This window comes from Ruminococcus sp., from assembly GCF_016283395.1.
Map to the genome: position 1 here is coordinate 121934 of NZ_JAEEMU010000033.1, position 21575 is coordinate 143508.

The 21575-nt window shown below is 46.1% G+C and carries 23 protein-coding genes; 17 read left to right on the plus strand and 6 right to left on the minus strand.

Annotated features, from left to right (window positions below; genetic code table 11):
* Positions 1-13: 13 nt before the first annotated feature.
* From prmC to QZZ41_RS02545, 6 genes are read right to left on the minus strand one after another with little or no spacing between them, the layout of a single operon-like run.
* Complete coding sequence (prmC, locus tag QZZ41_RS02520) at positions 14-883, minus strand: peptide chain release factor N(5)-glutamine methyltransferase (RefSeq protein WP_295067672.1); 870 nt, start codon at positions 881-883, stop codon at positions 14-16.
* The gene (locus QZZ41_RS02525) at positions 877-1950 is read right to left on the minus strand and encodes a DUF1385 domain-containing protein (protein ID WP_295067675.1); all 1074 of its coding nucleotides are present in this window, start codon (positions 1948-1950) and stop codon (positions 877-879) included. The genes prmC and QZZ41_RS02525 overlap by 7 nt, the downstream gene beginning before the upstream one ends.
* A gap of 35 nt (positions 1951-1985) precedes the next feature.
* The gene (locus tag QZZ41_RS02530) at positions 1986-3389 is read right to left on the minus strand and encodes a cell wall metabolism sensor histidine kinase WalK (RefSeq protein ID WP_295067678.1); all 1404 of its coding nucleotides are present in this window, start codon (positions 3387-3389) and stop codon (positions 1986-1988) included.
* Positions 3389-4090, minus strand: a complete 702-nt coding sequence (locus QZZ41_RS02535; protein ID WP_074715985.1) for a response regulator transcription factor — start codon at positions 4088-4090, stop codon at positions 3389-3391. Before QZZ41_RS02535 ends, QZZ41_RS02530 begins: the two co-directional genes overlap by 1 nt.
* 33 nt (positions 4091-4123) lie before the next feature.
* Positions 4124-5449 carry a hypothetical protein gene (locus tag QZZ41_RS02540; protein ID WP_295067686.1) on the minus strand — a complete coding sequence of 442 codons (1326 nt, stop codon included), beginning with the start codon at positions 5447-5449 and terminating at the stop codon, positions 4124-4126.
* Positions 5450-5458: 9 nt separating this feature from the next.
* Complete coding sequence (locus tag QZZ41_RS02545; protein WP_295067692.1) at positions 5459-6817, minus strand: citrate synthase; 1359 nt, start codon at positions 6815-6817, stop codon at positions 5459-5461.
* A 131-nt stretch (positions 6818-6948) separates the two neighbouring features.
* Here QZZ41_RS02545 and spoIID point away from each other — a divergent pair, with 131 nt between their 5' ends.
* The 17 genes from spoIID to atpG all read left to right on the plus strand — a co-directional run bounded on the left by spoIID (position 6949) and on the right by atpG (position 21556).
* The gene (gene spoIID, locus QZZ41_RS02550) at positions 6949-7971 is read left to right on the plus strand and encodes a stage II sporulation protein D (protein WP_295067696.1); all 1023 of its coding nucleotides are present in this window, start codon (positions 6949-6951) and stop codon (positions 7969-7971) included.
* A 179-nt stretch (positions 7972-8150) separates the two neighbouring features.
* Positions 8151-9536 carry a sugar transferase gene (locus tag QZZ41_RS02555; RefSeq protein ID WP_295067701.1) on the plus strand — a complete coding sequence of 462 codons (1386 nt, stop codon included), beginning with the start codon at positions 8151-8153 and terminating at the stop codon, positions 9534-9536.
* Positions 9533-10597 (plus strand): mannose-1-phosphate guanylyltransferase, encoded by a 1065-nt coding sequence (locus QZZ41_RS02560; RefSeq protein ID WP_295067706.1) that lies wholly within the window; start codon positions 9533-9535, stop codon positions 10595-10597. Before QZZ41_RS02555 ends, QZZ41_RS02560 begins: the two co-directional genes overlap by 4 nt.
* 104 nt (positions 10598-10701) lie before the next feature.
* Positions 10702-11739: a GDP-mannose 4,6-dehydratase gene (gene gmd, locus QZZ41_RS02565; RefSeq protein ID WP_074715998.1), complete on the plus strand. Its 1038-nt coding sequence runs from the start codon at positions 10702-10704 to the stop codon at positions 11737-11739.
* Between the two features lies 1 nt (position 11740).
* Complete coding sequence (locus QZZ41_RS02570; RefSeq protein WP_295067711.1) at positions 11741-12028, plus strand: hypothetical protein; 288 nt, start codon at positions 11741-11743, stop codon at positions 12026-12028.
* A 147-nt stretch (positions 12029-12175) separates the two neighbouring features.
* Positions 12176-12439 carry a hypothetical protein gene (locus QZZ41_RS02575; RefSeq protein ID WP_295067714.1) on the plus strand — a complete coding sequence of 88 codons (264 nt, stop codon included), beginning with the start codon at positions 12176-12178 and terminating at the stop codon, positions 12437-12439.
* Between the two features lie 31 nt (positions 12440-12470).
* The gene (locus QZZ41_RS02580) at positions 12471-12737 is read left to right on the plus strand and encodes a hypothetical protein (protein WP_295067717.1); all 267 of its coding nucleotides are present in this window, start codon (positions 12471-12473) and stop codon (positions 12735-12737) included.
* Between the two features lie 33 nt (positions 12738-12770).
* The gene (locus QZZ41_RS02585; RefSeq protein ID WP_295067720.1) at positions 12771-13280 is read left to right on the plus strand and encodes a hypothetical protein; all 510 of its coding nucleotides are present in this window, start codon (positions 12771-12773) and stop codon (positions 13278-13280) included.
* 23 nt (positions 13281-13303) lie between these two features.
* On the plus strand, positions 13304-14452 hold the full coding sequence (locus QZZ41_RS02590) for a glycosyltransferase family 1 protein (protein WP_295067723.1): 1149 nt from the start codon (positions 13304-13306) through the stop codon (positions 14450-14452).
* Positions 14449-15570: a glycosyltransferase gene (locus tag QZZ41_RS02595; protein ID WP_295067726.1), complete on the plus strand. Its 1122-nt coding sequence runs from the start codon at positions 14449-14451 to the stop codon at positions 15568-15570. Before QZZ41_RS02590 ends, QZZ41_RS02595 begins: the two co-directional genes overlap by 4 nt.
* A 23-nt stretch (positions 15571-15593) precedes the next feature.
* Entirely contained in the window at positions 15594-16556 is a 963-nt protein-coding gene (locus QZZ41_RS02600; RefSeq protein ID WP_295067729.1) for a GDP-mannose 4,6-dehydratase, read from the plus strand.
* Positions 16557-16575: 19 nt separating this feature from the next.
* Positions 16576-16920: a hypothetical protein gene (locus tag QZZ41_RS02605; RefSeq protein ID WP_295067733.1), complete on the plus strand. Its 345-nt coding sequence runs from the start codon at positions 16576-16578 to the stop codon at positions 16918-16920.
* Between the two features lie 241 nt (positions 16921-17161).
* On the plus strand, positions 17162-17830 hold the full coding sequence (locus tag QZZ41_RS02610; RefSeq protein ID WP_295067736.1) for a F0F1 ATP synthase subunit A: 669 nt from the start codon (positions 17162-17164) through the stop codon (positions 17828-17830).
* Between the two features lie 26 nt (positions 17831-17856).
* A complete protein-coding gene (gene atpE / locus QZZ41_RS02615) occupies positions 17857-18084 on the plus strand; it encodes an ATP synthase F0 subunit C (RefSeq protein WP_028517802.1) in 228 nt (75 codons plus the stop codon).
* Positions 18085-18117: 33 nt separating this feature from the next.
* Entirely contained in the window at positions 18118-18606 is a 489-nt protein-coding gene (gene atpF, locus QZZ41_RS02620; RefSeq protein ID WP_295067743.1) for a F0F1 ATP synthase subunit B, read from the plus strand.
* Positions 18603-20633 carry a F0F1 ATP synthase subunit alpha gene (gene atpA / locus QZZ41_RS02625; RefSeq protein ID WP_295067747.1) on the plus strand — a complete coding sequence of 677 codons (2031 nt, stop codon included), beginning with the start codon at positions 18603-18605 and terminating at the stop codon, positions 20631-20633. The genes atpF and atpA overlap by 4 nt, the downstream gene beginning before the upstream one ends.
* Before the next feature lie 14 nt (positions 20634-20647).
* Positions 20648-21556, plus strand: a complete 909-nt coding sequence (gene atpG / locus QZZ41_RS02630; protein WP_295067750.1) for an ATP synthase F1 subunit gamma — start codon at positions 20648-20650, stop codon at positions 21554-21556.
* The last annotated feature ends 19 nt before the right edge of the window (positions 21557-21575 follow it).

A 21575-nucleotide genomic window follows, 5' to 3' on the forward strand; every position in this document is an offset into this window, starting at 1 on the left:
TCCGATCGTTACGTTATATCAGGTCTGTTTCTATGGTATTACGTGCGGCTGCTGTCCTTATTATGCCGCCGCCGTCTTTTCTGAGCTCCACATCTGTGAAGCCGTTTTTTTCAAGTATGGCTTTTACATCATCATGCTGCCCCATGCCGAATTCATAGGCAATGAAGCCGCCGCCTTTAACGGACGTTTTCCACAGCTCCGTCATAGCTCTGTAGAAGCTCAGTCCGTCATCTCCGCCGAACAGCGCAGATGCAGGCTCATGAGTGACCTCTGTCTGGAGCTCGCTCATATCCTGTGATGTAAGATAAGGCGGATTGCTGACAAGTATATCAAGTCCCGCAAGAGACATTGCAGTATCTCTTTTCAGCACGTCACCTTTTATAATATGTATATCACCGCAGCCGTTTGCAGCGGTATTCTGCTTTAAATAGCCAAGTGCCACGTCCGAAAGCTCAACAGCGTAAACATCGGCTTCGGGAAGCTCTTTTTTCAGAGCAACTGCGATACAGCCGCTTCCGCTGCAAAGATCTGCTATCTTGGGGGCTTTCAGCTTTATCCTGCGGCAGATGTCAAGCACCTGCTCCACAAGAGTCTCCGTATCGGGGCGCGGTATAAGAACGCCCTCGCCTACTTTGAAGTTGCAGCCCCAGAATTCCCACTGTCCGAGAAGATACTGCAAGGGATAGCCCTCAGCACGTCTTTTGGCAAGTGAGCGAATCTCTGCTGCTTTCTCGTCAGGTACAGGATCTTTCGGCAGGAACATGGGCGTTTTATCACCAAGCAGGTCCTGAAAGATACAAGTGGTATCAAAGTCAGCCGTGTCCTCATCGCGCTGTGCGATAATGCTGCGGCATTCTGCGAAAAGCTCACCGCGGCTTACCACTTGTCCTCCTCCTTGTTCTCGGGTATGCAGGGCTTCATAGCTGCAATAGCTATCTCTATCATGCTGTCATCGGGCTCACGGGTGGTTATGCGCTGCATAGCAAGTCCCGGAGCGGATAATATCCTTGTAAAGGTATTATCGTTATTTCCCGCAAGACGTATACACTCATATGAAATTCCCACAACAAGAGGGAGAAGTATCAGTGATGCAACGATACGCTGCCATGTTACCGTAAACGGTACAAGGCACATAACGAGTATGCTTACGATAAGCACTATGAATATGAAGCTTGTTCCGCAGCGTTTGTGGAAACGTGTCTGCTTGCGGACATTCTCCACAGTAAGAGGCAGTTCAGCCTCATGGCAGGCAATTGTCTTATGCTCTGCGCCGTGGTACATATACTGCCTTTTGATGTCCTTCATAAGGCTAACAAGGTACATATAAAGCACGAAGAGCACTATCTTTACGATACCCTCAAGAAGCGAGCGGACAATGCGGTGCTCCTTTACAGAGGGGATAAGTCCCACAAGCCACTTTGGCAGGAACACAAAGAGTCCTATTGCCATTGCAACACCGATAAGTATGCCCAGATACATGAATATATCGGTAACTGTGTCCTTTTCCTTCTCTTCCTTTTTTTCGCCGCTTTTTTCGGAAGTCTCCGCAGTCTTGTCGGCAGCAGCCTCAGCAGCAGCTGTATCTGCGGCAGCTTCAGCTGCAACATTCTCAGACTTTTCGGCTTTTGCCTTTTTCTTGTCCTTCTTCTTGTCGTCTTCCTCTTCATCATCGACCATTTGCTTTTCAGCCGACTTCATCATGTACTTATAGCCCTTTGTGAGAGATATGACGAAATTGGTACAGCCTCTTACAAGGGGGACTTTTCTGTACCACGGAGCGTTCTTTCCGTTGTTTTCTTCCCATGTTTCAAGGTCGATAGTACCGTCGGGAAGTCTGCAAGCCATAGCACCTGTAGTTGGTCCGAGCATCATTATGCCCTCGACCAGTGCCTGACCGCCTATTTTGGATTTGAATTTTTCCTTTGTATTTGAGTTAGTATTGTTTCCCATTTTTTCACCTTATTGAAAATAGTAATGCCTGTGCCTTACGGCTTTACCGCAGGAAGTGAGATAGTGACCTTAGTGCCCTTGCCCTCACCCTCACTGTCGATATCCAGTGTTCCGCCGTGCATACTTATTATCTCGTCGGCAACGGCAAGACCGATACCCGAACCGCGGCGTGTGTGATTAGCCTTGTAGAATTTAGTCTTGACCTTTGCAAGGTCGCTCTGTTTTATGCCAAGACCTGTATCCGCAACTGATACTATAACACTGTCGCCCGATTCATAGGCTTTTATGGTCACTGTATCACCTGCCGAGGAATACTTGACAGCATTGTCGATAACATTGATGAATACCTGCCTGATACGGTTCTTATCGCCGAAAACGAAGGGGAGCATCTCAGGCTCGTCATATATTATCTTTTTATCTTCACGCCTTGCCTTGTCGCTGTATATGAGCACAGCGTCACCAAGCTCGGCGAGGATATCCATATTTGCATTCTGAAGTGTGAAGTGTCCGTTCTGCATACGTGAGAAGTCAAGAAGCTCCTCAACCATTTGCGACAGACGTTCAGCTTCGGTCACTATGACCTTGACACCCTTTTTCATAGTGTCGGGACTGCCGCCGCCGTCTATCATAAGCGTTTCAGCCCAGCCCTTTATGGCGGTAAGAGGCGTTCTCAGCTCGTGAGACACGGAAGAAATGAACTCATTCTTCATAGCCTCGGCAGTTGAAAGCTCGTCAGCCATATTGTTTATGGCAGTACAGAGGTCGCCTATCTCGTCATCGCTGTCGTTGTCTATACGTGTCGTAAAATCGCCCATAGCGTATTTTCGGGCGATACCGCTTATCTGCCTGATAGGTCTTACGATAGAGCCTGCAAAATACAGACCCGTTATAATTATTATCAGGATAATCGTTATACATACTACAGTTACCGCAGCTGTATAGTTCTTTATGGTATCGTCTATGTCCGTAAGAGATGTTACCATTCTTACTGCGCTGTATTCACTGCTCATTGAAGATATGGACTGTGATACTGCCAGGACCTTTTCTCCGCCGCCTATCTTGTAAACATGAGAGCCTTCGCCCGATTCCATAGCTTTTACGTAATCAGGCATAACATCATCCGCATCGGGAGAAAATCCCGACGAGGTAAGCACAACTCTTCCCTTTGAGTTTACTGCCATAAGCTCTATCTTGTCTTTTTCGTTGAATGTTTCAAGCATATTTCTCATTTCAGATGAGAAATTCGTTGAGCTGTCCTGAGAATGCATACTCAGGATACTTGTGACAGCATTCAGCTTTGAGACGATATACTGCTTTGCAGAGCTGTAGAAGTAATTCTGTATCGCATAGACTATAGCCATTTCTATTACAAGAAGCGCGAGCACAACAACACCCAGGTTGTTGAATATCCACCGCTTTGTGATACTCTTTTTAGCCATTACTGAATATCATTCCACTTGTATCCATAGCCCCATATAGTTATGATGTATTTCGGGCTTGACGGTTCTTCCTCTATTTTCATGCGTATACGTCTGATATTTACATCGACGATCTTATCATCGCCGTAATAGCTCTCGCCCCAGATATGGTTGAGTATGCTTGCGCGGTCGAGAGCGGTATTCTTGTTGTTCATAAAGAATTCGAGTATCTGATACTCTACCTGTGTAAGCTCTATGGGAGCTCCGTCCTTTGTGACTGTACGGCTCTTGAGATTGAGCACGAAAGGTCCGCTTTCTATGACAGACTGTTTTTCATTCTTGATAAAGCTCATGCACACACGCCTGTATATTGCATCAACGCGGGCAGTAAGCTCGGAAGGTGAAAACGGCTTTGTTATATAATCATCAGCACCTATCATAAGTCCGCTGACCTTGTCCATTTCCTGAGTTCTTGCGGTAAGCATTATGATACCGATAGTCGAGCTTTTCTCACGTATCTTCTTGCAGACCGTAAAACCGTCTATACCGGGCATCATAATATCCAGCAGGACGATATCGAAGTTGCCGTGTTCAGCCTCAAAGGTCTTGAGGGCAGCTTCTCCGCAGTTCACATCGACTACATCATATCCTGCACGTTTAAGATTTATTACAACGAATTCGCGGATAGTATCCTCGTCTTCGCATATAAGTATACGTTTCATCTGTTTTCACTCCTTTGAACGAGTAAGTATATATCAATCTCTGAATCTGAAACCGATAGCTGCCTCCGCAGGTGTCAGACCGAGACCGTCATCGTCTGTACCGGAATTTGCAGGGATACACGCGAGACACGATGAATCTCCCTTTGAATGCATGAGCATATATCCGCCCGAGATGCGATCCTCACGGGAAGGCTGATCCTCCGCACAGAAAATACGCAGAAGCTCCCTGCCCATACCTTCTTCATCATAAGCGCAGAAAACTATCTCATCATTGACTACGTCTCGCTTTACAGTTACCTTATCTTTCCACCTTTCGGGGAAAACGAAGATATATCCGTCATTGAGACTGTAATAAGATGTATACTGCTGTTCAAGCTCATAATTACTGTTTATGTGCTTCCATTCGGTCAGTTTGAGCTGTTCTCCCACGGCAGAAGCCTCATAGCTCGGAGCTATGATCTGTTTAGGTATCTCAAGGCTGCCGTCACCGTCAACATCGAAGCAGGTACAGCCTGCGGGACGTACAGTAGACTCTGACTGCTCGGAATTTTCAAAGATCTTTTTCAGTATGCCGTCCTTCATGTACAGAACATCGGTCTGAATTGAGCCGGCTCCCGATAAAGCATCGATATATATACCCATTTCAGAATCGCCGACCTTGCCGTAGCTTATGTTTTCAAACTCACTGAACTTTCCGCTGAGTTCAAGTATCGTCTTGAGGTACTTGCCTTTATCGTCGAGCTCATATACCTCAGCAAATGCAGGAGCCTCATTGACTGACTTTGCCAGCCTCAGAAACTCATATTCATTATCCATGTCAAGATCCTGCACATCAATGAACGAATATGAAGCCGAAAACGTAGGAGGCTCGGTGAGCTTGCCGTCGGCGTAGTTGTATATGGATACGTTCTTTTCAGAACGGTTTATCATGCTTGTGCCTATGATAAGGTTTATGCGGTCGTTTGAACCAAGCTTTGAGATGATGACCTTTTCTATCTCGCTGCCTTCCGCAGCATCGTCCCATACCGAGCTCCATTCGCCGTTTTTCTTATCAAGTATGTTTATACGCAGCGGATTTTCATCGGCTGCATGGTCTTTTCTCTCATAGAAAACCAGTGCTTCATTGCCGCCGTCACCGTCAATATCCTCGACTATGAAAGCGGAAAGATATTTTCCTGTTTTCGGATATTTAAGACTTATCGCCGTACCGTGCGCAGTGGTCAGTGCAGAATATATCTGCTCCTGCTCAACACTGAGCTTCGGCGGAGCCATAAGTGTATCTATGCTCGCACCAAAGGTACAGCTGCTTAGCCCTGACGCTGTAAGCACAGCTGTCAGAAGCAATGATGTTTTTTTCATAATTCAAGATCATTCACGCTCTTCGAGCTTTATGTATTCCTTTTCCTTTGCGATAGCCTTGTAAGCAGGACGGATGATCCTTCCGCCTGTAAGTATCTCTTCCATGCGGTGAGCTGCCCAGCCCGCCATACGCGCAATAGCGAAAAGCGGAGTGAAAAGCTCATCAGGGATACCGAGCATTCTGTAAACGAGACCCGAGTACATATCAACGTTTGCACACATGGTCTTTGTATTGCCCTTCATTTCGAGGAATACCTCAGGTGTAAGACGTTCGATAGTTTCGAGAAGTCTGAATTCAGCCTCGATCTCTTTGCCCTTTGCAAGCTCGAAAGCCTTCTTCTTGAGTATAACTGCACGGGGATCGGAGATTGTATATACAGCATGACCCATACCGTAGATAAGACCTGAGTGGTCGTTTGTCTCCTTGCGTATGGTCTTGCGCATATAATCAGCAACTTCGCCCTCGTCTTCCCAGTTCTTGATATTTGCCTTGAAATTGTCAAGCATATTTATAACCTGAAGGTTAGCACCGCCGTGGCGTGGTCCTTTCAGTGAGCATATAGCTGATGAATAAGCAGAATAAGGATCAGTACCCGAAGAAGTAAGTACGCGGCAGGTAAATGTGGAGTTGTTTCCGCCGCCGTGCTCTGCCTGTAACATGAGCAGACGGTCAAGCATCTGTGCCTCGTCCTTTGTGTACTGTCTGTCGGGACGGAGAAGCGAAAGTATACACTGAGCTGTGTTTTCCTCATAGTTGATAGGGTGCATTATCATGCTCTGGTTATCGAATACCCTGCGCTTTACCTGATAAGCGTTAGCCATGATAACAGGGAGCTTTGCGATAAGGCTCACAGCAGTGCGCATCTCGTTTTCGAGTCCCTTGTTCTCGCACTCGTCATCGTAGGAATACAGAGCCAGTACGGAACGTGCCAGCTTGTTCATGATATTCTTTGACGGTGCTTTGAGTATCATATCCTCAACGAAGCCGTTGGGGAGGTCTCTTTTTACTGAAATATATGAACTGAAAGTTTTCAGTTCCTTTGCATTAGGGAGATGACCGAAAAGCAGAAGGAAAGCTGTCTCCTCATATCCGTAGCGGTCGTCCTCTTCAACATTGGCAACGAGATCGTTGATATTATATCCTCTGTAGATGAGCTGTCCGGGGATAGGCTCTCTTTCTCCCTCATTCATAACATAACCGTGAACGTTGCAGATATTGGTTATTCCCGCCATTACACCTGTGCCGTCACTGTTGCGGAGTCCTCTCTTAACATGATATTTTTCATAAAGTTTTGGATCTATAGCGGTATTATCAGCAAGTCTGCCGCATAAATCTGTAATATTAGCCCCTGAAATGAATGAAGGCATTATGATCACACTCCTAAAACATATTCATTATTAATTATACACCATATTCTGTTTAATGTCAAATGTTATTTCGTATATAAACCGCTGTTCAAAACAAACGTTCTTATACACTGTGACCAAAGGAGAAGCTTATGAAAAAATATCTTGCCGCCGCACTGCTTTTAACAGCTGCCGTAACTCTTATCCCCGTATTCCCTGCCTGCTTTTACGGAAAGAATGTCTCTGCGAAAGACACAGGACAGATACAGCCGAATGAAGCCGACTTTTCCGGGGATAAAAGTACAAAAAAGGCTATATGCTCAGATGAGCCGTACAAGGTGCTTGACACCGAAAGCGGAAAGGTGTTTGAAGTACCCGTCCGCGACTATGTTATCGGAGCTGTCTGTGCGGAAATGCCTGCATCTTTCTGTGATGAAGCCCTCAAAGCTCAGGCTGTAGCCGCTCACACCTACGCCGAAAGGCAGCGGCTGCGCGAAAAGGCTTCGCCTACTCCAGAGCTCGGCGGTGCTGATTTTTCCAATGATACCGCAGTATATCAGGGTTTCTTCACAAAAGAACAGGCGCGTGAACGGTTCGGTGAAAGGTTTGAGGAGAGCTACGGCAAAATATCCGCCGCCGTCGATGAAGTCCTGCCATACATAATCACATACGATGACGCGCCTATCATAGCCGCTTTCCACTCCATGTCCGCAGGCTATACGGAAAGTGCGGAAAACGTATGGGGAACTCCCGTGGATTACCTCGTGGAAGTTGACAGCCGCTCAGATCTTACCGCACCGAAATTCCGTGAGGAAAAGAAGTTTTCACAGAGTGAGCTGAAAGCTGCCCTTGAAGCAGCCTTTTACGGCATATCTCTCGGCGAGGATATGTCGGAATGGATAAAGATACATACCGCATCAGACGCAGGGACTGTCCTGTCAGCCGATGTGGGCGGAAAGTCCGCAACAGGAAACGATATAAGGCTTGCACTCGGTCTGCGCTCCGCAAGCTTTGATGTGCGTATCGAGGGCGATACCGCCGTAATAACCACCAAGGGCTACGGACACGGTGTGGGAATGAGCCAGTACGGTGCGAATGCTATGGCTGAGGAGGGCAAAAGCTGGCGCGATATCATCGCTCATTACTATCCTGAATGTACTATATCCGTGAGCTGAACCTTTTGTGCAAATAGCAATAAAAAGCGGTCGTTTTTTGCCATTTCCGTCAATTCGTATTGACATAGCTCTGACGATTTGATATAATGATTTTGTGTTGTTTGATACAGCATAACACGAGAAATATAAAAAACAAACCCGAAGGAGACTTGTGTCCGCGAACCGATGGATAAAGGATTATGAACAAAAACAGAGATCTATATAAAAGATTTGTTACTTTCATTTCTGCTATGCTCCTGCTTGGCATACTTACAGGCATTTTCGCCTTTGTATGGTACAGGAACTACAGCGAGCAGATCGTCCTGCCTTACTACAGGCGAGGAAACTGGGTGCTCATCGCTATATACTGCCTGCTGGTATGGCTGTTTTTCAGAGCCTACGGCGGCTTCAAGCTGGGCTACCTCAAAAAGACCGATATGCTTTACTCCCAGATGATATCCATGATATGTGTGAACGTGGTGTCGTATTTCGTCATCAGCCTTATAGGACGACATTTCATGCCCGTTACGCCTGTGGTGTATATGACAGGTGTCGATCTCGGCGCCATAGCCATATGGACGCTTCTGGCAGGAAAGGTCTACTTCATGATGTATCCGCCGAGAAAGCTGGTCATCATCTACGGCAGTCATCAGGCTGCATCACTGGTACTGAAAATGAGCCAGCGAGTGGACAAGTACATGATATGCGAGTCCATAAGCATAAACGAGCCCGAGGACAAGGTGAAAGAGCTCATTATGAAGTACGAGGGTGCTATCGTCTGCGATATCCCTGCCGAGCAGCGTAATGACTACCTCAAATTCTGCTTCGAGCACTCAAAACGTGCGTATATCGCACCGAAAATATCGGATATTATAATAAGAGGAGCAGACGATATACGTCTGTTCGATACTCCTCTCATGCTCTGCCGCAATTACGGTCTTGATTTCGAGCAGCAGCTGGTAAAGCGCATATTTGACATAGTATTCTCGCTTATCGCCCTCATTCCTGCCGCTCCCTTCATGCTCATATCGGCGATCGCTGTAAAGCTCTACGACAGAGGTCCTGTATTCTACAAGCAGAAGCGTCTTACCCTCAACGGAAAGGAATTCTATGTGTATAAATTCCGCAGCATGATAGTTGACGCTGAAAAAGACGGCAAGGCACGCCTTGCTTCCGAAGAGGACGACCGTATAACTCCCGTTGGAAAGATACTGAGGAAATTCCGTGTGGACGAGTTCCCGCAGCTTCTCAACATACTCAAAGGAGATATGTCCGTAGTAGGTCCGCGCCCCGAGCGTCCCGAGCTCACAGAGGAATACAAAAAGGAAATGCCCGAATTCGGCTTCAGACTCAAGGTCAAAGCAGGTCTTACGGGCTATGCACAGGTTACAGGTGCATATGATACAACTCCCTATGACAAGCTGAAAATGGATCTGATGTACATTGAAAACTACTCAATACGTCTTGACCTTCAGATAATTCTTATGACAATAAAGACAATGTTCTTCCCACCTAAGAATAACGCAGAAACTGCCGAAGGACTTCTCATTCCGAAGAACATGAACCAAAAGGAGGATACAAAATGAAAACCACCACAGTTATCATGGCTGGCGGACGAGGCGAACGCTTCTGGCCAAAGAGCCGCAATGCTTGTCCCAAGCAGTTCCTCTCGCTTACAAGGGACGGCGAGACCATGATACAGAAAACTGTAAAAAGACTCGCACCAATAGTTGAGGCTGAGGATATCTATATCGTTACCAATGCAGCTTATATCGACCTTGTGAATGAGCAGCTCCCAAATATCCCGAGAGGGAATATCCTTGCCGAGCCATGCGCAAGGAACACTGCTCCGTGTATCGCTTTTGCAGCAGCTGTAATAAACAGAAAGTATGAAGATGCTGTAATGCTGGTGCTCCCTTCAGACCACCTTATCGGCTATGAGGATATTTATATAAATACACTTAAAAAGGCTATCAAGGCTGCCGAAAAAGGCAAGCGTCTCGTTACTATCGGTATTACTCCCGAATATCCCGAGACAGGCTACGGCTATATCAATTTCGGCGAGGAAAAGGGCGATGTATACGCTGTTGAGCGTTTTGTTGAAAAGCCCGACCTTGCAAAAGCAAAGGAGTACCTTGCGTCTGGCAAGTACCTCTGGAACAGTGGTATGTTCGTGTGGAAACTCTCTTCCATAATGCTGAATATGCAGAATCTCATGCCCGATATCTATGAGGGTGCAGTCCGCATAGGACAGGCTTACGGAACTCCGCAGTTCAATGAGACTCTCGTAAAGGAATTCACAGCTTTCAGAAGCGAGTCGGTAGACTTCGGTATCATGGAGAAAGCAAAGCATATCTACACTATCCCCGGCAGCTTCGGCTGGGACGACGTTGGAAGCTGGCTGGCTGTTGAGCGTATCAACGAGACAGATGACGACAACAACTACATCGACGGCGATGTTATCACTATAGATTCAAAGCGTACAACTGTATGCGGCGGAAAACGCCTTGTTGCTGCTGTAGGTACAAGAGATCTTATCATCGTTGATACGGACGATGTGCTCCTTGTATGCTCAAAGAACAATACACAGGACGTTAAAAAGGTCATCGCTCAGCTCAAAGAGCAGGAAAGAACAGAACTGGTATAATTCATAATGCTTATAACGCTTTTTATATCTGTCGGCGTGAGCCGACACCGCAATTATGCATTATGAATTCTTAATTATGAATCAATTATAAGGAGATAATATATATGAAGAACGCACTTATTACAGGTATTACAGGTCAGGACGGCTCTTACCTTGCAGAGCTCCTTCTCGAAAAGGGATACAACGTTTACGGTATCTGGAGAAGAAAGGCTACCGTTGACTACGGCAATATCGCTCATCTCAAGGACAAGGTGAACCTTATCTACGCAGATATGACAGACCCTGTTTCACTTATATCAGCTATGAGAATTTCACAGGCTGACGAGGTATACAACCTTGCTGCACAGTCTTTCGTGGCTACAAGCTGGGACACTCCTCTCGGAACTGCTGACATTGACGCTCTCGGCGTTACAAATATGCTTGAGGCTATCCGTATAGTAAAGCCCGAAGCTCGCTTCTATCAGGCTTCTACTTCCGAAATGTTCGGTCTTGTACAGGAGACTCCTCAGAAGGAGACAACTCCTTTCTATCCAAGAAGCCCATACGGCGTAGCTAAGCTCTACGGTCACTGGATCACAAAGAACTACCGCGAGAGCTACGGTCTTTTCGCTTGCTCTGGTATCCTTTTCAACCACGAGTCAGAGCGTCGCGGTATCGAGTTCGTTACACGTAAGATCACAGACGCTGCTGCACGTATCAAGCTGGGCGTACAGGAGTACATGGAGCTCGGAAACATGGACTCTAAGCGTGACTGGGGTCACTCAAAGGACTATGTACGCGCTATGTGGCTCATGCTCCAGCAGGACAAGCCAGACGACTATGTTATCGCTACAAACGAGACAAGAACTGTCCGTGAGTTCGTTGAGACTGCATTCAAACACGTCGGCATAGACGTTGAATGGCAGGGCAGCGGAGTTGACGAGATAGGTATAAACAAGGCAAACGGCAAGACTATCGTAAAGGTAAACAAGAAGTTCTTCCGCCCTGCTGAGGTTGATATACTTCTCGGCGATCCTTCAAAGGCTGAAAAAACTCTCGGCTGGAAGCGTGAAATAAACTTCTCAGAGCTTGTTGAAAGAATGGTAAAGAACGATCTTGAGCTTGTTCAGAACGAGATTAAGGTCAAAGAAATACTCGGCTGATATGAACCGTTTCACTCATATAAAAGAGCCGCTTGAAAAAGAAGAGGGAGGCTATACCGAGAATTCGGCTTTAACAAAGCTGCAAGCATATGATATGCTCGTAGATTTCGCAAAAGATCCGAAAACTATCGCCGCAAAAATGATGCCTCATATCGAAAGGCTCAGGCAGCTTCCTCTCAAAAGAGTTAAAGGCGGATTTTTCAGCAAATACGGCTATTCAGTTGAACAGGTCGACAGACTCATAGAAGAGCTCGATGCACAGTTAATGGATGCTCTTAAAGGCAAATAATAATTATACTTGCATAGCATTTTCCTTTTAGCAATACACACCGCAAAACAAACCACACAAAATAACAACTGACCGGAAAGTCATATAATATGGCTTTTAATAGGGGGCTCGGTTGGCTGTAAATATGATAAGGGAGTAAATACTAATATGGAACTTGATATTATAAGAGACCAGAAAGGCGGCTACAACAAGCAGTCTTTCATCGAAAAACTTGACGCTTACAACATTCTTATAACCGCAATGCAGAACGGTCTGCCCCTTGATAAGGCAAAGGCTGAGCTGGAGCTTATCCACCAGCAGCCGCTTTCCAAGGAAAAGGGCGGGTTATTCGGCAAGATAGGCTTCTCCATAGAGGATACCGATGCCTACATCGCAGACCTTGAAAAGGGTATAGCAAAAGCATTCAAATAAAATTACAACGCTTTCTGAAAGGAGCGTTATTATGGGAAATTATTTGGATTCCGCATTCGGCGGATATGATAAAAAAGATGTACTTGCTAAAATAGACGCATACAACAGCCTGATCTTAGCAATAGATGAAGCTAACCTTTCAGATGCTGCAATAAATGCGGAACTTCTGAAAATAAGGCATATGCCAATGAGAAAGGCAAAATGCCTTTTTCTGCCGTGCTCGGGCTTTTCTGTTCCTCAGACCGATGAATATATCGCAGAGCTTGAAAAGGAAATAGTCAACAAGATCATGCTCTGAGTTGAGTATTAATGCCGAAGGAGAAACAGAGACATGGACGATCGAAGGATACTGTTCAAAGTAGATAAGGGCTATGACATCTATTCATTCAGCGAAAGAACCGAAGAATACAGCAGGCTTTTCACAGGGCTGACATACGGCGGACTCACTGAGGACGAAGTCCGTAAAAGAGTGGAAGAATTAAAAGCCGAACCGCTCCCCATATACGGAGAAGGTTATGAGGTCGAAAAAGTCGATTTTATACTTGGAGATTGGGAAAAGAAGCTCCTCATGTATAAGGCTGCGGATTTTGCAAAAATAAAACTCGTAAGATGCGGCTACACCATGGAAAGCGTTGAGGCAAAGATCTTTGCCTACAATGATCTGATACTCGAAATAAAAGACGGCATGAATATGATAATCGCAATGGATGAGCTTGACAAAGTAAGGCAGATGCCCTTAAAAAAAGAGAAATTCTTCCTTTGGATGGCAAACAGCTATGACCGTGGGCAGACCGATGCCTTTATTGCAGAATTAGACTCTCATGTTTCAGGTATGATATAAAAAACAAAGGTGGAGAAGTTGATTTGAAAATAACCTTCGACGCTGTACCTATATGCAGCGATAAAATAACGGGTATAGGCTGGTGTGAAGTTGGACAGACTCAGACTCTCGCACAGCTCCACCCCGAAAACAAATACGAATACAGCTTTTTCACAAGCGGTGATAAAGAGCGTGAAAAGCGTGTGAAGCAGTTTGCAGGGAAGCAGATAAAGCTCAATACGTCAAGCTTTTCAGGCTATCTTTATCGTGCAGTAAGCACTTTCCTGCCTATACCTTACTCTTTCTTTTTCGGAAGAAAGTCTGATATCACTCACTTTTTCAACTACATCATCCCCCCCTTTGTACACGGCAAAAAGGTGGTAACTGTGCATGATATGGTCTATAAGGCTTTCCCCGAGACAGTCCGCGGACGTACACGCTTCATGCTTGTATCGGGACTAAAACGCTCGATGAAACGCGCTGACCTTATCGTTACAGACTCGGAATTTTCAAAGACTGAGATAATCAAGTATTTTCCTCAACACGAACATAAAATAAGGGTAGTACCATGCGGTGTTGACCTTGAAAGATTTCACCCCTGTGAGACTCCCGAGCGCATACCCGAGGTAAAGAAGTCCCTTGAGATAGAGGGCGATTACTTCCTCTATTTAGGCACTATCGAGCCCCGAAAGAACCTTGAAAGACTAATTTCCGCCTATGCTGCATTTGCAAAAAAGGTGGGCGAAAAAGCTCCCAAGCTTGTACTTGCAGGCGGTAAGGGCTGGCTCAACGACGGCATATACAGCCGTGTTGAAAAGCTGGGTATGACAAAAAATATCATCTTCACAAAATATGTGCCCTCAGAGGACATGAATCCCCTGATGTGCGGCGCACTTGCATTCGTTTTCCCGTCTGTTTACGAGGGATTCGGTATGCCGCCCCTTGAGGCTATGGCTTGCGGAGTACCCGTACTTGCTTCGGGAGAAGCTTCACTCCCCGAGGTCACAGGCGACTGCGCTGTGATATGCGATGCATATTCCGTAAAAAGCATAGCACAGGGACTTTACAGGCTCTACAGTGATGAAAAGCTGAGAAAAGAGCTTAGCGAAAAAGGTCTCGAAAGAGCAAAGGGCTTCACTTGGGAGCGTTCGGCTGAAATGCTTATGGAAGTCTACAGGGAGCTTGTAAAATGAGTAAAAAACTGCGTATCCTTGAAGTAAACAAGGCTTATTTTCCGCATATCGGCGGTATAGAGACACTTATCAGGCAGTATTCCGAGGAACTTGGCAAGCTTGACGGTGTAAGCGTAAAGGCTCTTGTCTGTCGTGACGGCAAAGGCAAGGCTATCAGAGAGAAAATGAACGGTGTGGAGCTGCTGAGGACAGGCAGTCTCGGCACTTATTTCTCGTGTCCGCTGTCATTTTCATTTATAAGGCATTTCAGAAAAATGGCTGCAAAAGCCGATGTTGTGCATATACACGTACCTTTCCCACTTGCCGATGCGGCACTTCTGCTTTCGGGCTATAAGGGAAAAGTTGTGGTATCATGGCACAGCGACATCGTAAAGCAGAAAAAGCTCATGTTTTTCTATAAGCCTTTCATGCGCTATCTGCTGAAAAGAGCGGATATCATACTCACGGCTACTGAAGGTCATGTGAAACATTCCCTTTATCTTAACGAATACAGCCATAAATGCAGAGTACTGCCCTATGGTATAACTCCCGAGGACTACCTCTCTGTACCGCGCCGCAGCATACTGACAGAAAAAGCCACAGACAAAAGCTGTGTAAAGGTATTCTTCACAGGCAGACTGGTCTATTATAAGGGGGTAGATGTGCTGCTCAAAGCCTTCACAAAAGTAAAAGGCTGCGAGCTTTTCATAGCAGGTACAGGCGAGCTCGGCGACCAGCTCAGAAACTTCGTAAGCTCACACGATATGGAGCCAAAGGTGCATTTTCTGGGATTTCTCCCCGATGAAGAACTGAGACAGGCTTACGCCGACTGTGATATATTCGTGCTGCCGTCAGTTGCACCCAGCGAGGCTTTCGGAATAGTGCAGCTCGAAGCTATGGTATACGGCAAACCCGTTATAAATACGGCTCTTAAATCGGGAGTACCTTACGTAAGTATCGATGGACAGACGGGAATTACCGTTCCCCCGTCATCGCCAAAGGCTCTCGCAGCTGCAATAAACAGACTTGCCGAGGACAAGGAGCTCCGCGAAAAATACGGCAAAGCTGCCGCAGAGCGTGTAAAGAGCGATTTCAACGAAAAAGTCATACTCGGAAAATTATACGACATTTTAAAATAAAAACTATATAAGGAGGCGGACTTATGAAAGCACTTATAATAGGTGCGGCAGGCTTTGTGGGAGGTTATCTCATAAGAGAGCTTAAAGCCGCAGGCTGGGAAGTACACGCAACTTGTCTGCCAAATGAAGAAATAAAGGAAGATTGTCCCGTCCATACGCTGGACATACTGAAAAAAGAGGATATATCGCCGCTTCTTGACGATATCAAGCCTGATATCGTATATCACCTTGCTGCACAGAGCTCCGTTTCCGTTTCCTGGAAGCGTCCGCAGCTCACCGCAGAGATAAACGTGGTAGGCTCTATAAATGTACTGGAAGCTGTCCGCGATGCAGAAAAGAAGGACATAAGACTTATCCTCATAGGCTCGGGCGAGGAATACGGCTATATCCGCGAGGGAGCTTGTCCCCTTTCTGAATCAGAGCCTCTAAATCCAGGCAATATTTATGCCGCTACAAAGGCTTGTCAGGATATGCTTGGCAAGATATACACCCGTGCATACAAAATGGATATAATAATGGTCCGCGCTTTCAATCACTCGGGTCCTGCTCAGAGCAATATCTTCGTTATCTCGGATTTCTGCCGTCAGATAGCAGAGATAGAAAAGGGCATGAAAGAGCCTGTCATAAGCGTTGGAAATCTCTCGGCAAAGCGCGATTTTACCGATGTACGTGATGTTGTAAGAGCCTACAGGCTCCTCGGTGAAAAGGGCGTGAGCGGAAACGTATACAATGTAGGCAGAGGAAAGGCTGTTGAGATACAGTATATCCTCGATACCGCACTTTCCTATGCAAACCAGCCCATAGAGGTAAAACGTGATCCTGCCCGTATGAGAGCTTCCGACATACCGCTCATCGAGCCCGATGTTTCGCATATCAATGAGGATACAGGCTGGCGTGCGGAGATAACTATGGAGCAGACTATCAAGGATACTCTTGATTACTGGAGACAGAAGCTCAGCTCCTACGGACTGTCGCTGGGCAGCTGATATCTCAGACTCAAAAGGAGTGAAAAAATTGTCTGATATTAAGCTTACTAAGGAGAAAATGCATACCTTTTCGGGTCACGAGAAGATTGGTACTTTCAAGGCAGGAGAAAAGCTTACGGAATTCGGCGAAAAACAGAACTCCGCAAATGAGGCTCTTGCCGCAAATGTAAATGACCTGATAAAAAGAGTCTGCGCACTTGAGGATAAGCAGATACAGAATGAAGATATTATGCGGAAAATAGCAAACGAGCTTGCTACCTTCAAAAAGGAACTTGACCGCGTAAGGCTCACGGAAAAGCTCAATTCAGGTGCAATAGAACGTCTTGACAGAGCCATAAAACTGTCAGAGGGCGACGGAAAGTAAACTGCTCTTTTTTATATAATATCATTCCCAATGATTATGTAACTTTTTTCGTCAAACTCTTGACAATATATCGGTTTTGTTATATTATATATTATAGTGTGGACAAGATATGCCCCTCAGCTTTACAAGTCCATAGGACGTATATCTTTACCTCATCAAGACTCAATCAACGGAGATTTGTGTAATTGCAGTCTCCGTTTTATTATTTTACAGTAAATATACGCAGAAAGAAGGTGTTATCATGGCAGAAGAGCTAATGGAACAGCTGGATAATCACACCGCGTTCACCATACCTATATTCGGCGGTATCCCCGTTCCTGATTCCTGTGTGGTAACTTGGATAATAATAGCGGTGCTGGTACTGCTGTCCATAATATTAACAAGAAAGCTGAAAAAAGTCCCTACAGGCTCACAGTGTATACTTGAAACATTCATGGACTTCCTCGACAACTTCTTTACGGGAATACTCGGGGCAAAGGGAAAGAAATACGTTCCCATACTTGAGACTTTCATCATTTACATAGGTTTTTCAAATATCATCGGTGTATTCGGCTTCGTACCGCCCACAAAGGACATAAATGTAACGGCTGCCCTTGCAGGTATGGCTATCATACTTGTACAGACTTCGTTCATTATCGAAAAAGGTCCTGTCAAATGGCTGAAAAGCTTCCTTAACCCTATAAATCTGCTGGACCTTGTGACACGTCCGCTGTCGCTGTGTATGCGACTTTTCGGTAACGTTCTCGGTGCATTCGTAGTTATGGAGCTTATCAAGCACTGTGTCCCCGGCGGTGTGCCTGTTATCGCAAGCGGATACTTCGATCTTTTTGACGGACTGCTTCAGGCATACGTATTTGCGTTCCTCACCTCGCTGTATATGGCAGAGGCATTAGAGGAAGAAGAAAAATGATAACAACTTCACGGAGGTAAATAAATATGGGAATAATCGCATTAGGCGCAGCTGTTGCCGTTCTTACAGGCGCAGGCGCAGGCATTGGTATAGGACTTGCAACCGCAAAAGCTACTGAATCTATCGCTCGTCAGCCTGAGGCTAAGGGCGATATCAGAACTGCTCTCCTGCTGGGCTGTGCCCTCGCAGAAGCTACCGCTATCTACGGTTTCGTTATAGCACTCCTTATTATCCTTTCACTTGGCAACAAGTAAACCATTGCAAAATTCACATAAGGAGGGCAAATAATGCTTGATTTTTCATTCTGGAGCATTTTCTGGGCTGTATTCAATACAGTATTGCTGTTCGTTCTGCTCAGGATATTCCTTTTCAAACCTTTAAATAAAATAAAAGCAGATCGCACACGTACTATACAGGATAACCTTGACTCTGCCGAAAAGGCAAAGACTGAGGCTGAAGAGCTCCGTCAGCAGTACGAGAACTCTATCAGCGATGCAAAGGAAGAAGCTAACCAGATACTCATAAAAGCGCGTGAGGACGCTGAGGCTGAGCGTTCAGCCATTATAAAGAAATCACAGGACGAAGCAGACAGGATCATTGCAGATGCTGACAAGAGCATCGAAAACGAGAGAAAGCGCGTTCTCCGTCAGGCACAGTCAGAGATCGCTGATCTTGCCATAGAAGCTGCTTCAAAGATCATCGGCGAAAACGTTGACGACGAAAAGAACCGCCGTCTTGTAGATAAGTTCCTTTCCGAAGAGGAGGGCAAAGAATGAAAGACACAGACAGAGAGTTCCTGAAAGAGCTTGTCCGTCTCGATGTTTCTCAGACAGACTGCTCTGCCGCAAGAAAGGTATTCGAGACTTGTCCCGATGTTGCGGACACACTGGCAAATCCCCTTGTTACATACGATGAAAAGCGCGGTATCATAAGCAAGCTTTTCCCTGAGTCTATGCAAAAATTCATGCTCAATGTCATTCACGGCGGAGCTGTTGAGCGCATTGGTGAGATACTTGATGAATATGACGAGCTGCTCCTCGACAGACAGGGCAGCATAAAGGCGGTAGTACGCTATGTTACTCCTCTTACAGAGGCACAGCAGGCTGATCTCCGCAAATTCATCATGGACAAATTCGTAAAAGAGGACGTTGACATAGAGTATAAGCACGACCCCGACATCATCGGCGGCTTTATCCTCAATGCAGGCGACCTTGAATACGATAAGAGCTACCGTACGAGCCTGAGACTCATGAAGGATACTCTTCAGAGCAAGGCTACAGAGTATGTTGAGAGCAATACAGGCGTAAAGACCGACTCAAAGAGCGATATCATCTCCGTCCTCAAAACTGAGGTCCGCGATTTTGATGTAAAATCAGGAGCTACCGAAACAGGATTCATTACTCGTCTCGGTGACGGTATCGCAAGAGTTTACGGCATGAATTCCGTAATGTACGGCGAACTTGTAGAATTTGAGACAGGTATCAGAGGTATCGTACAGAACCTGGAAGAAAAAACTGTAGGTGTAGTTCTTCTCGGTGACGACCACGGTCTCACGGAGGGTTCTTCCGTTATAAGAACAGGTAAAAGAGCAGGTATCGGCGTAAGCGATGAGCTTCTCGGACGAGTTGTCGATGCTCTCGGCGCACCTATTGACGGTCTCGGACAGATAAGTGCCGAGGATTACTTCCCTATCGAGCGCGAAGCTCCCGGCGTTATCGAGCGTAAACCTGTAAGCGTACCTCTCCAGACAGGTATACTTGCTATCGACTCTATGTTCCCTATCGGACGCGGACAGCGTGAGCTTATCATCGGCGACCGCCAGACAGGTAAGACCTCTATCGCTGTTGATACTATCATAAATCAGAAAAGTCAGGACGTTATCTGTATCTATGTTGCCATAGGTCAGAAGTCCTCAACGGTTGCACAGATAGTAAATACCCTTAAAAAATACGGTGCTATGGATTATACAGTAGTTATGTCGGCATCAGCCAGCGATCCTGCACCTTTCCAGTATATAGCTCCTTATTCGGGCACAGCTATTGCAGAATACTTCATGTCAAAGGGCAAGGACGTACTCATCGTTTACGATGATCTTTCAAAACACGCCGTTGCCTACAGAGCCATGTCACTTCTGCTCCACCGTCCTCCCGGACGTGAAGCATACCCCGGTGACGTTTTCTATCTCCATTCAAGACTTCTCGAGCGTTCAAGCCGACTCGATGACGAGCACGGCGGCGGTTCACTTACCGCTCTTCCGATCATCGAGACTCTTGCAGGTGATATCTCGGCATATATCCCGACTAACGTTATCTCTATCACAGACGGTCAGATATTCCTCGAAAGCGAGCTTTTCAACTCTGGTCTCCGTCCTGCTGTCAACTACGGACTTTCCGTATCCCGTGTCGGCGGTGCAGCTCAGACAAAGGCTATGAAGAAGGCTTCGGGAAATCTCCGTATCGACCTTGCTCAGTTCAAGGAAATGGAGATATTCACACAGTTCTCATCAGAGCTTGACCAGTCCACAACAGAGCTTCTTGACCACGGTCATATGCTTACAGAGCTTCTCAAGCAGCCTCTTTACAATCCGCTCCCACACTATGAGCAGGTAATACTCCTCTATGCGGCACAGCACGGATTTTTCAAGGGTATCCCCCTCAAGGAACTGAGAGAATACCGCACAGACCTTATGAACTACATAAGGAGCTACGGACAGGATATAATCACTGAGATAGAAGAAAACAAGGTGCTCACAGACGACCTTGCAGAGCGTATCGAAAGAATACTCACAGCTTTTGAAGAATAAGGCGGTGACGTGATATGCCTAATATGAGAGAGATCCGTGAAAGGATCGGAAGTATACAGCAGATATTGAAGATCACCAACGCTATGTACCTCATGTCGTCATCGAAGCTGAAAAAAGCAAGAAAGTCGCTTGAATGTACAGAGCCTTACTTCTATAAGCTCCAGTCTACTATCGAAAGCGTTCTGGAGCATACTCCGCACACACGTCAGCTGTACTTCGACAGACGTGCAGATATCCCCGAGGATAAGCGTAAAAAGGGATATATCGTCATTACAGCCGATAAGGGACTCTGCGGAAGCTACAATCATAATATACTCAAATATACCGATAAGAAGCTTGATGAGGCTGCTGACCTCGACAACTGTTACCTGTTCGTTATGGGACAGGTGGGAAGAATGTACTACCAGCGTCGTATCAACAGCAACAAAAAAGCTTCTGTTGACGGTGAATTTCTCTATACCACGCAAAACCCTACTCTTTACAGAGCAAGCGAGGTGGCAGAGCTGGTGCTTGACAAGTTTGAAAAGCGTGAGCTTGACGAGGTATACCTTATCTATACGGATATGATAAGCTCAAATCTTCAGGAGCCTAAAACTCTCAGACTGCTCCCCTTTGAAAGAAAGCATTTCGGAAAAGCAGCCGACGGTACTATGAAGAAGCTGCCAAAGGCTTCGTTCATGCCGTCTCCAGAGGAAGTTATGAATTACCTCATACCACAGTACGCAAAGGGCATCATATACGGTGCTATGGTCGAAGCATTCTGCTGCGAACAGCAGTCCCGTATGACTGCTATGGACGCTGCTACTACAAGTGCAAAGGACATGATAAAAGACCTTTCACTGCTCTATAACCGTGCAAGACAGGCGGCTATCACTCAGGAAATTACCGAGGTCTGCGGCGGAGCACAGTCTATTAGTGAATGACGTGCAGGGGCGGATATTA

What these genes read in the sequence shown, in the direction of transcription:
- QZZ41_RS02525 (WP_295067675.1), bottom strand. Translation starts at nt 1,950, where the DNA reads ATGGGAAACAATACTAACTCAAATACAAAGGAAAAATTCAAATCCAAA.
- QZZ41_RS02530 (WP_295067678.1), bottom strand. Translation starts at nt 3,389, where the DNA reads ATGGCTAAAAAGAGTATCACAAAGCGGTGGATATTCAACAACCTGGGT.
- QZZ41_RS02535 (WP_074715985.1), bottom strand. Translation starts at nt 4,090, where the DNA reads ATGAAACGTATACTTATATGCGAAGACGAGGATACTATCCGCGAATTC.
- QZZ41_RS02540 (WP_295067686.1), bottom strand. Translation starts at nt 5,449, where the DNA reads ATGAAAAAAACATCATTGCTTCTGACAGCTGTGCTTACAGCGTCAGGG.
- QZZ41_RS02545 (WP_295067692.1), bottom strand. Translation starts at nt 6,817, where the DNA reads ATGCCTTCATTCATTTCAGGGGCTAATATTACAGATTTATGCGGCAGA.
- spoIID (WP_295067696.1), top strand. Translation starts at nt 6,949, where the DNA reads ATGAAAAAATATCTTGCCGCCGCACTGCTTTTAACAGCTGCCGTAACT.
- QZZ41_RS02555 (WP_295067701.1), top strand. Translation starts at nt 8,151, where the DNA reads ATGAACAAAAACAGAGATCTATATAAAAGATTTGTTACTTTCATTTCT.
- QZZ41_RS02560 (WP_295067706.1), top strand. Translation starts at nt 9,533, where the DNA reads ATGAAAACCACCACAGTTATCATGGCTGGCGGACGAGGCGAACGCTTC.
- gmd (WP_074715998.1), top strand. Translation starts at nt 10,702, where the DNA reads ATGAAGAACGCACTTATTACAGGTATTACAGGTCAGGACGGCTCTTAC.
- QZZ41_RS02570 (WP_295067711.1), top strand. Translation starts at nt 11,741, where the DNA reads ATGAACCGTTTCACTCATATAAAAGAGCCGCTTGAAAAAGAAGAGGGA.
- QZZ41_RS02575 (WP_295067714.1), top strand. Translation starts at nt 12,176, where the DNA reads ATGGAACTTGATATTATAAGAGACCAGAAAGGCGGCTACAACAAGCAG.
- QZZ41_RS02580 (WP_295067717.1), top strand. Translation starts at nt 12,471, where the DNA reads ATGGGAAATTATTTGGATTCCGCATTCGGCGGATATGATAAAAAAGAT.
- QZZ41_RS02585 (WP_295067720.1), top strand. Translation starts at nt 12,771, where the DNA reads ATGGACGATCGAAGGATACTGTTCAAAGTAGATAAGGGCTATGACATC.
- QZZ41_RS02595 (WP_295067726.1), top strand. Translation starts at nt 14,449, where the DNA reads ATGAGTAAAAAACTGCGTATCCTTGAAGTAAACAAGGCTTATTTTCCG.
- QZZ41_RS02600 (WP_295067729.1), top strand. Translation starts at nt 15,594, where the DNA reads ATGAAAGCACTTATAATAGGTGCGGCAGGCTTTGTGGGAGGTTATCTC.
- QZZ41_RS02610 (WP_295067736.1), top strand. Translation starts at nt 17,162, where the DNA reads ATGGCAGAAGAGCTAATGGAACAGCTGGATAATCACACCGCGTTCACC.
- atpE (WP_028517802.1), top strand. Translation starts at nt 17,857, where the DNA reads ATGGGAATAATCGCATTAGGCGCAGCTGTTGCCGTTCTTACAGGCGCA.
- atpF (WP_295067743.1), top strand. Translation starts at nt 18,118, where the DNA reads ATGCTTGATTTTTCATTCTGGAGCATTTTCTGGGCTGTATTCAATACA.
- atpA (WP_295067747.1), top strand. Translation starts at nt 18,603, where the DNA reads ATGAAAGACACAGACAGAGAGTTCCTGAAAGAGCTTGTCCGTCTCGAT.
- atpG (WP_295067750.1), top strand. Translation starts at nt 20,648, where the DNA reads ATGCCTAATATGAGAGAGATCCGTGAAAGGATCGGAAGTATACAGCAG.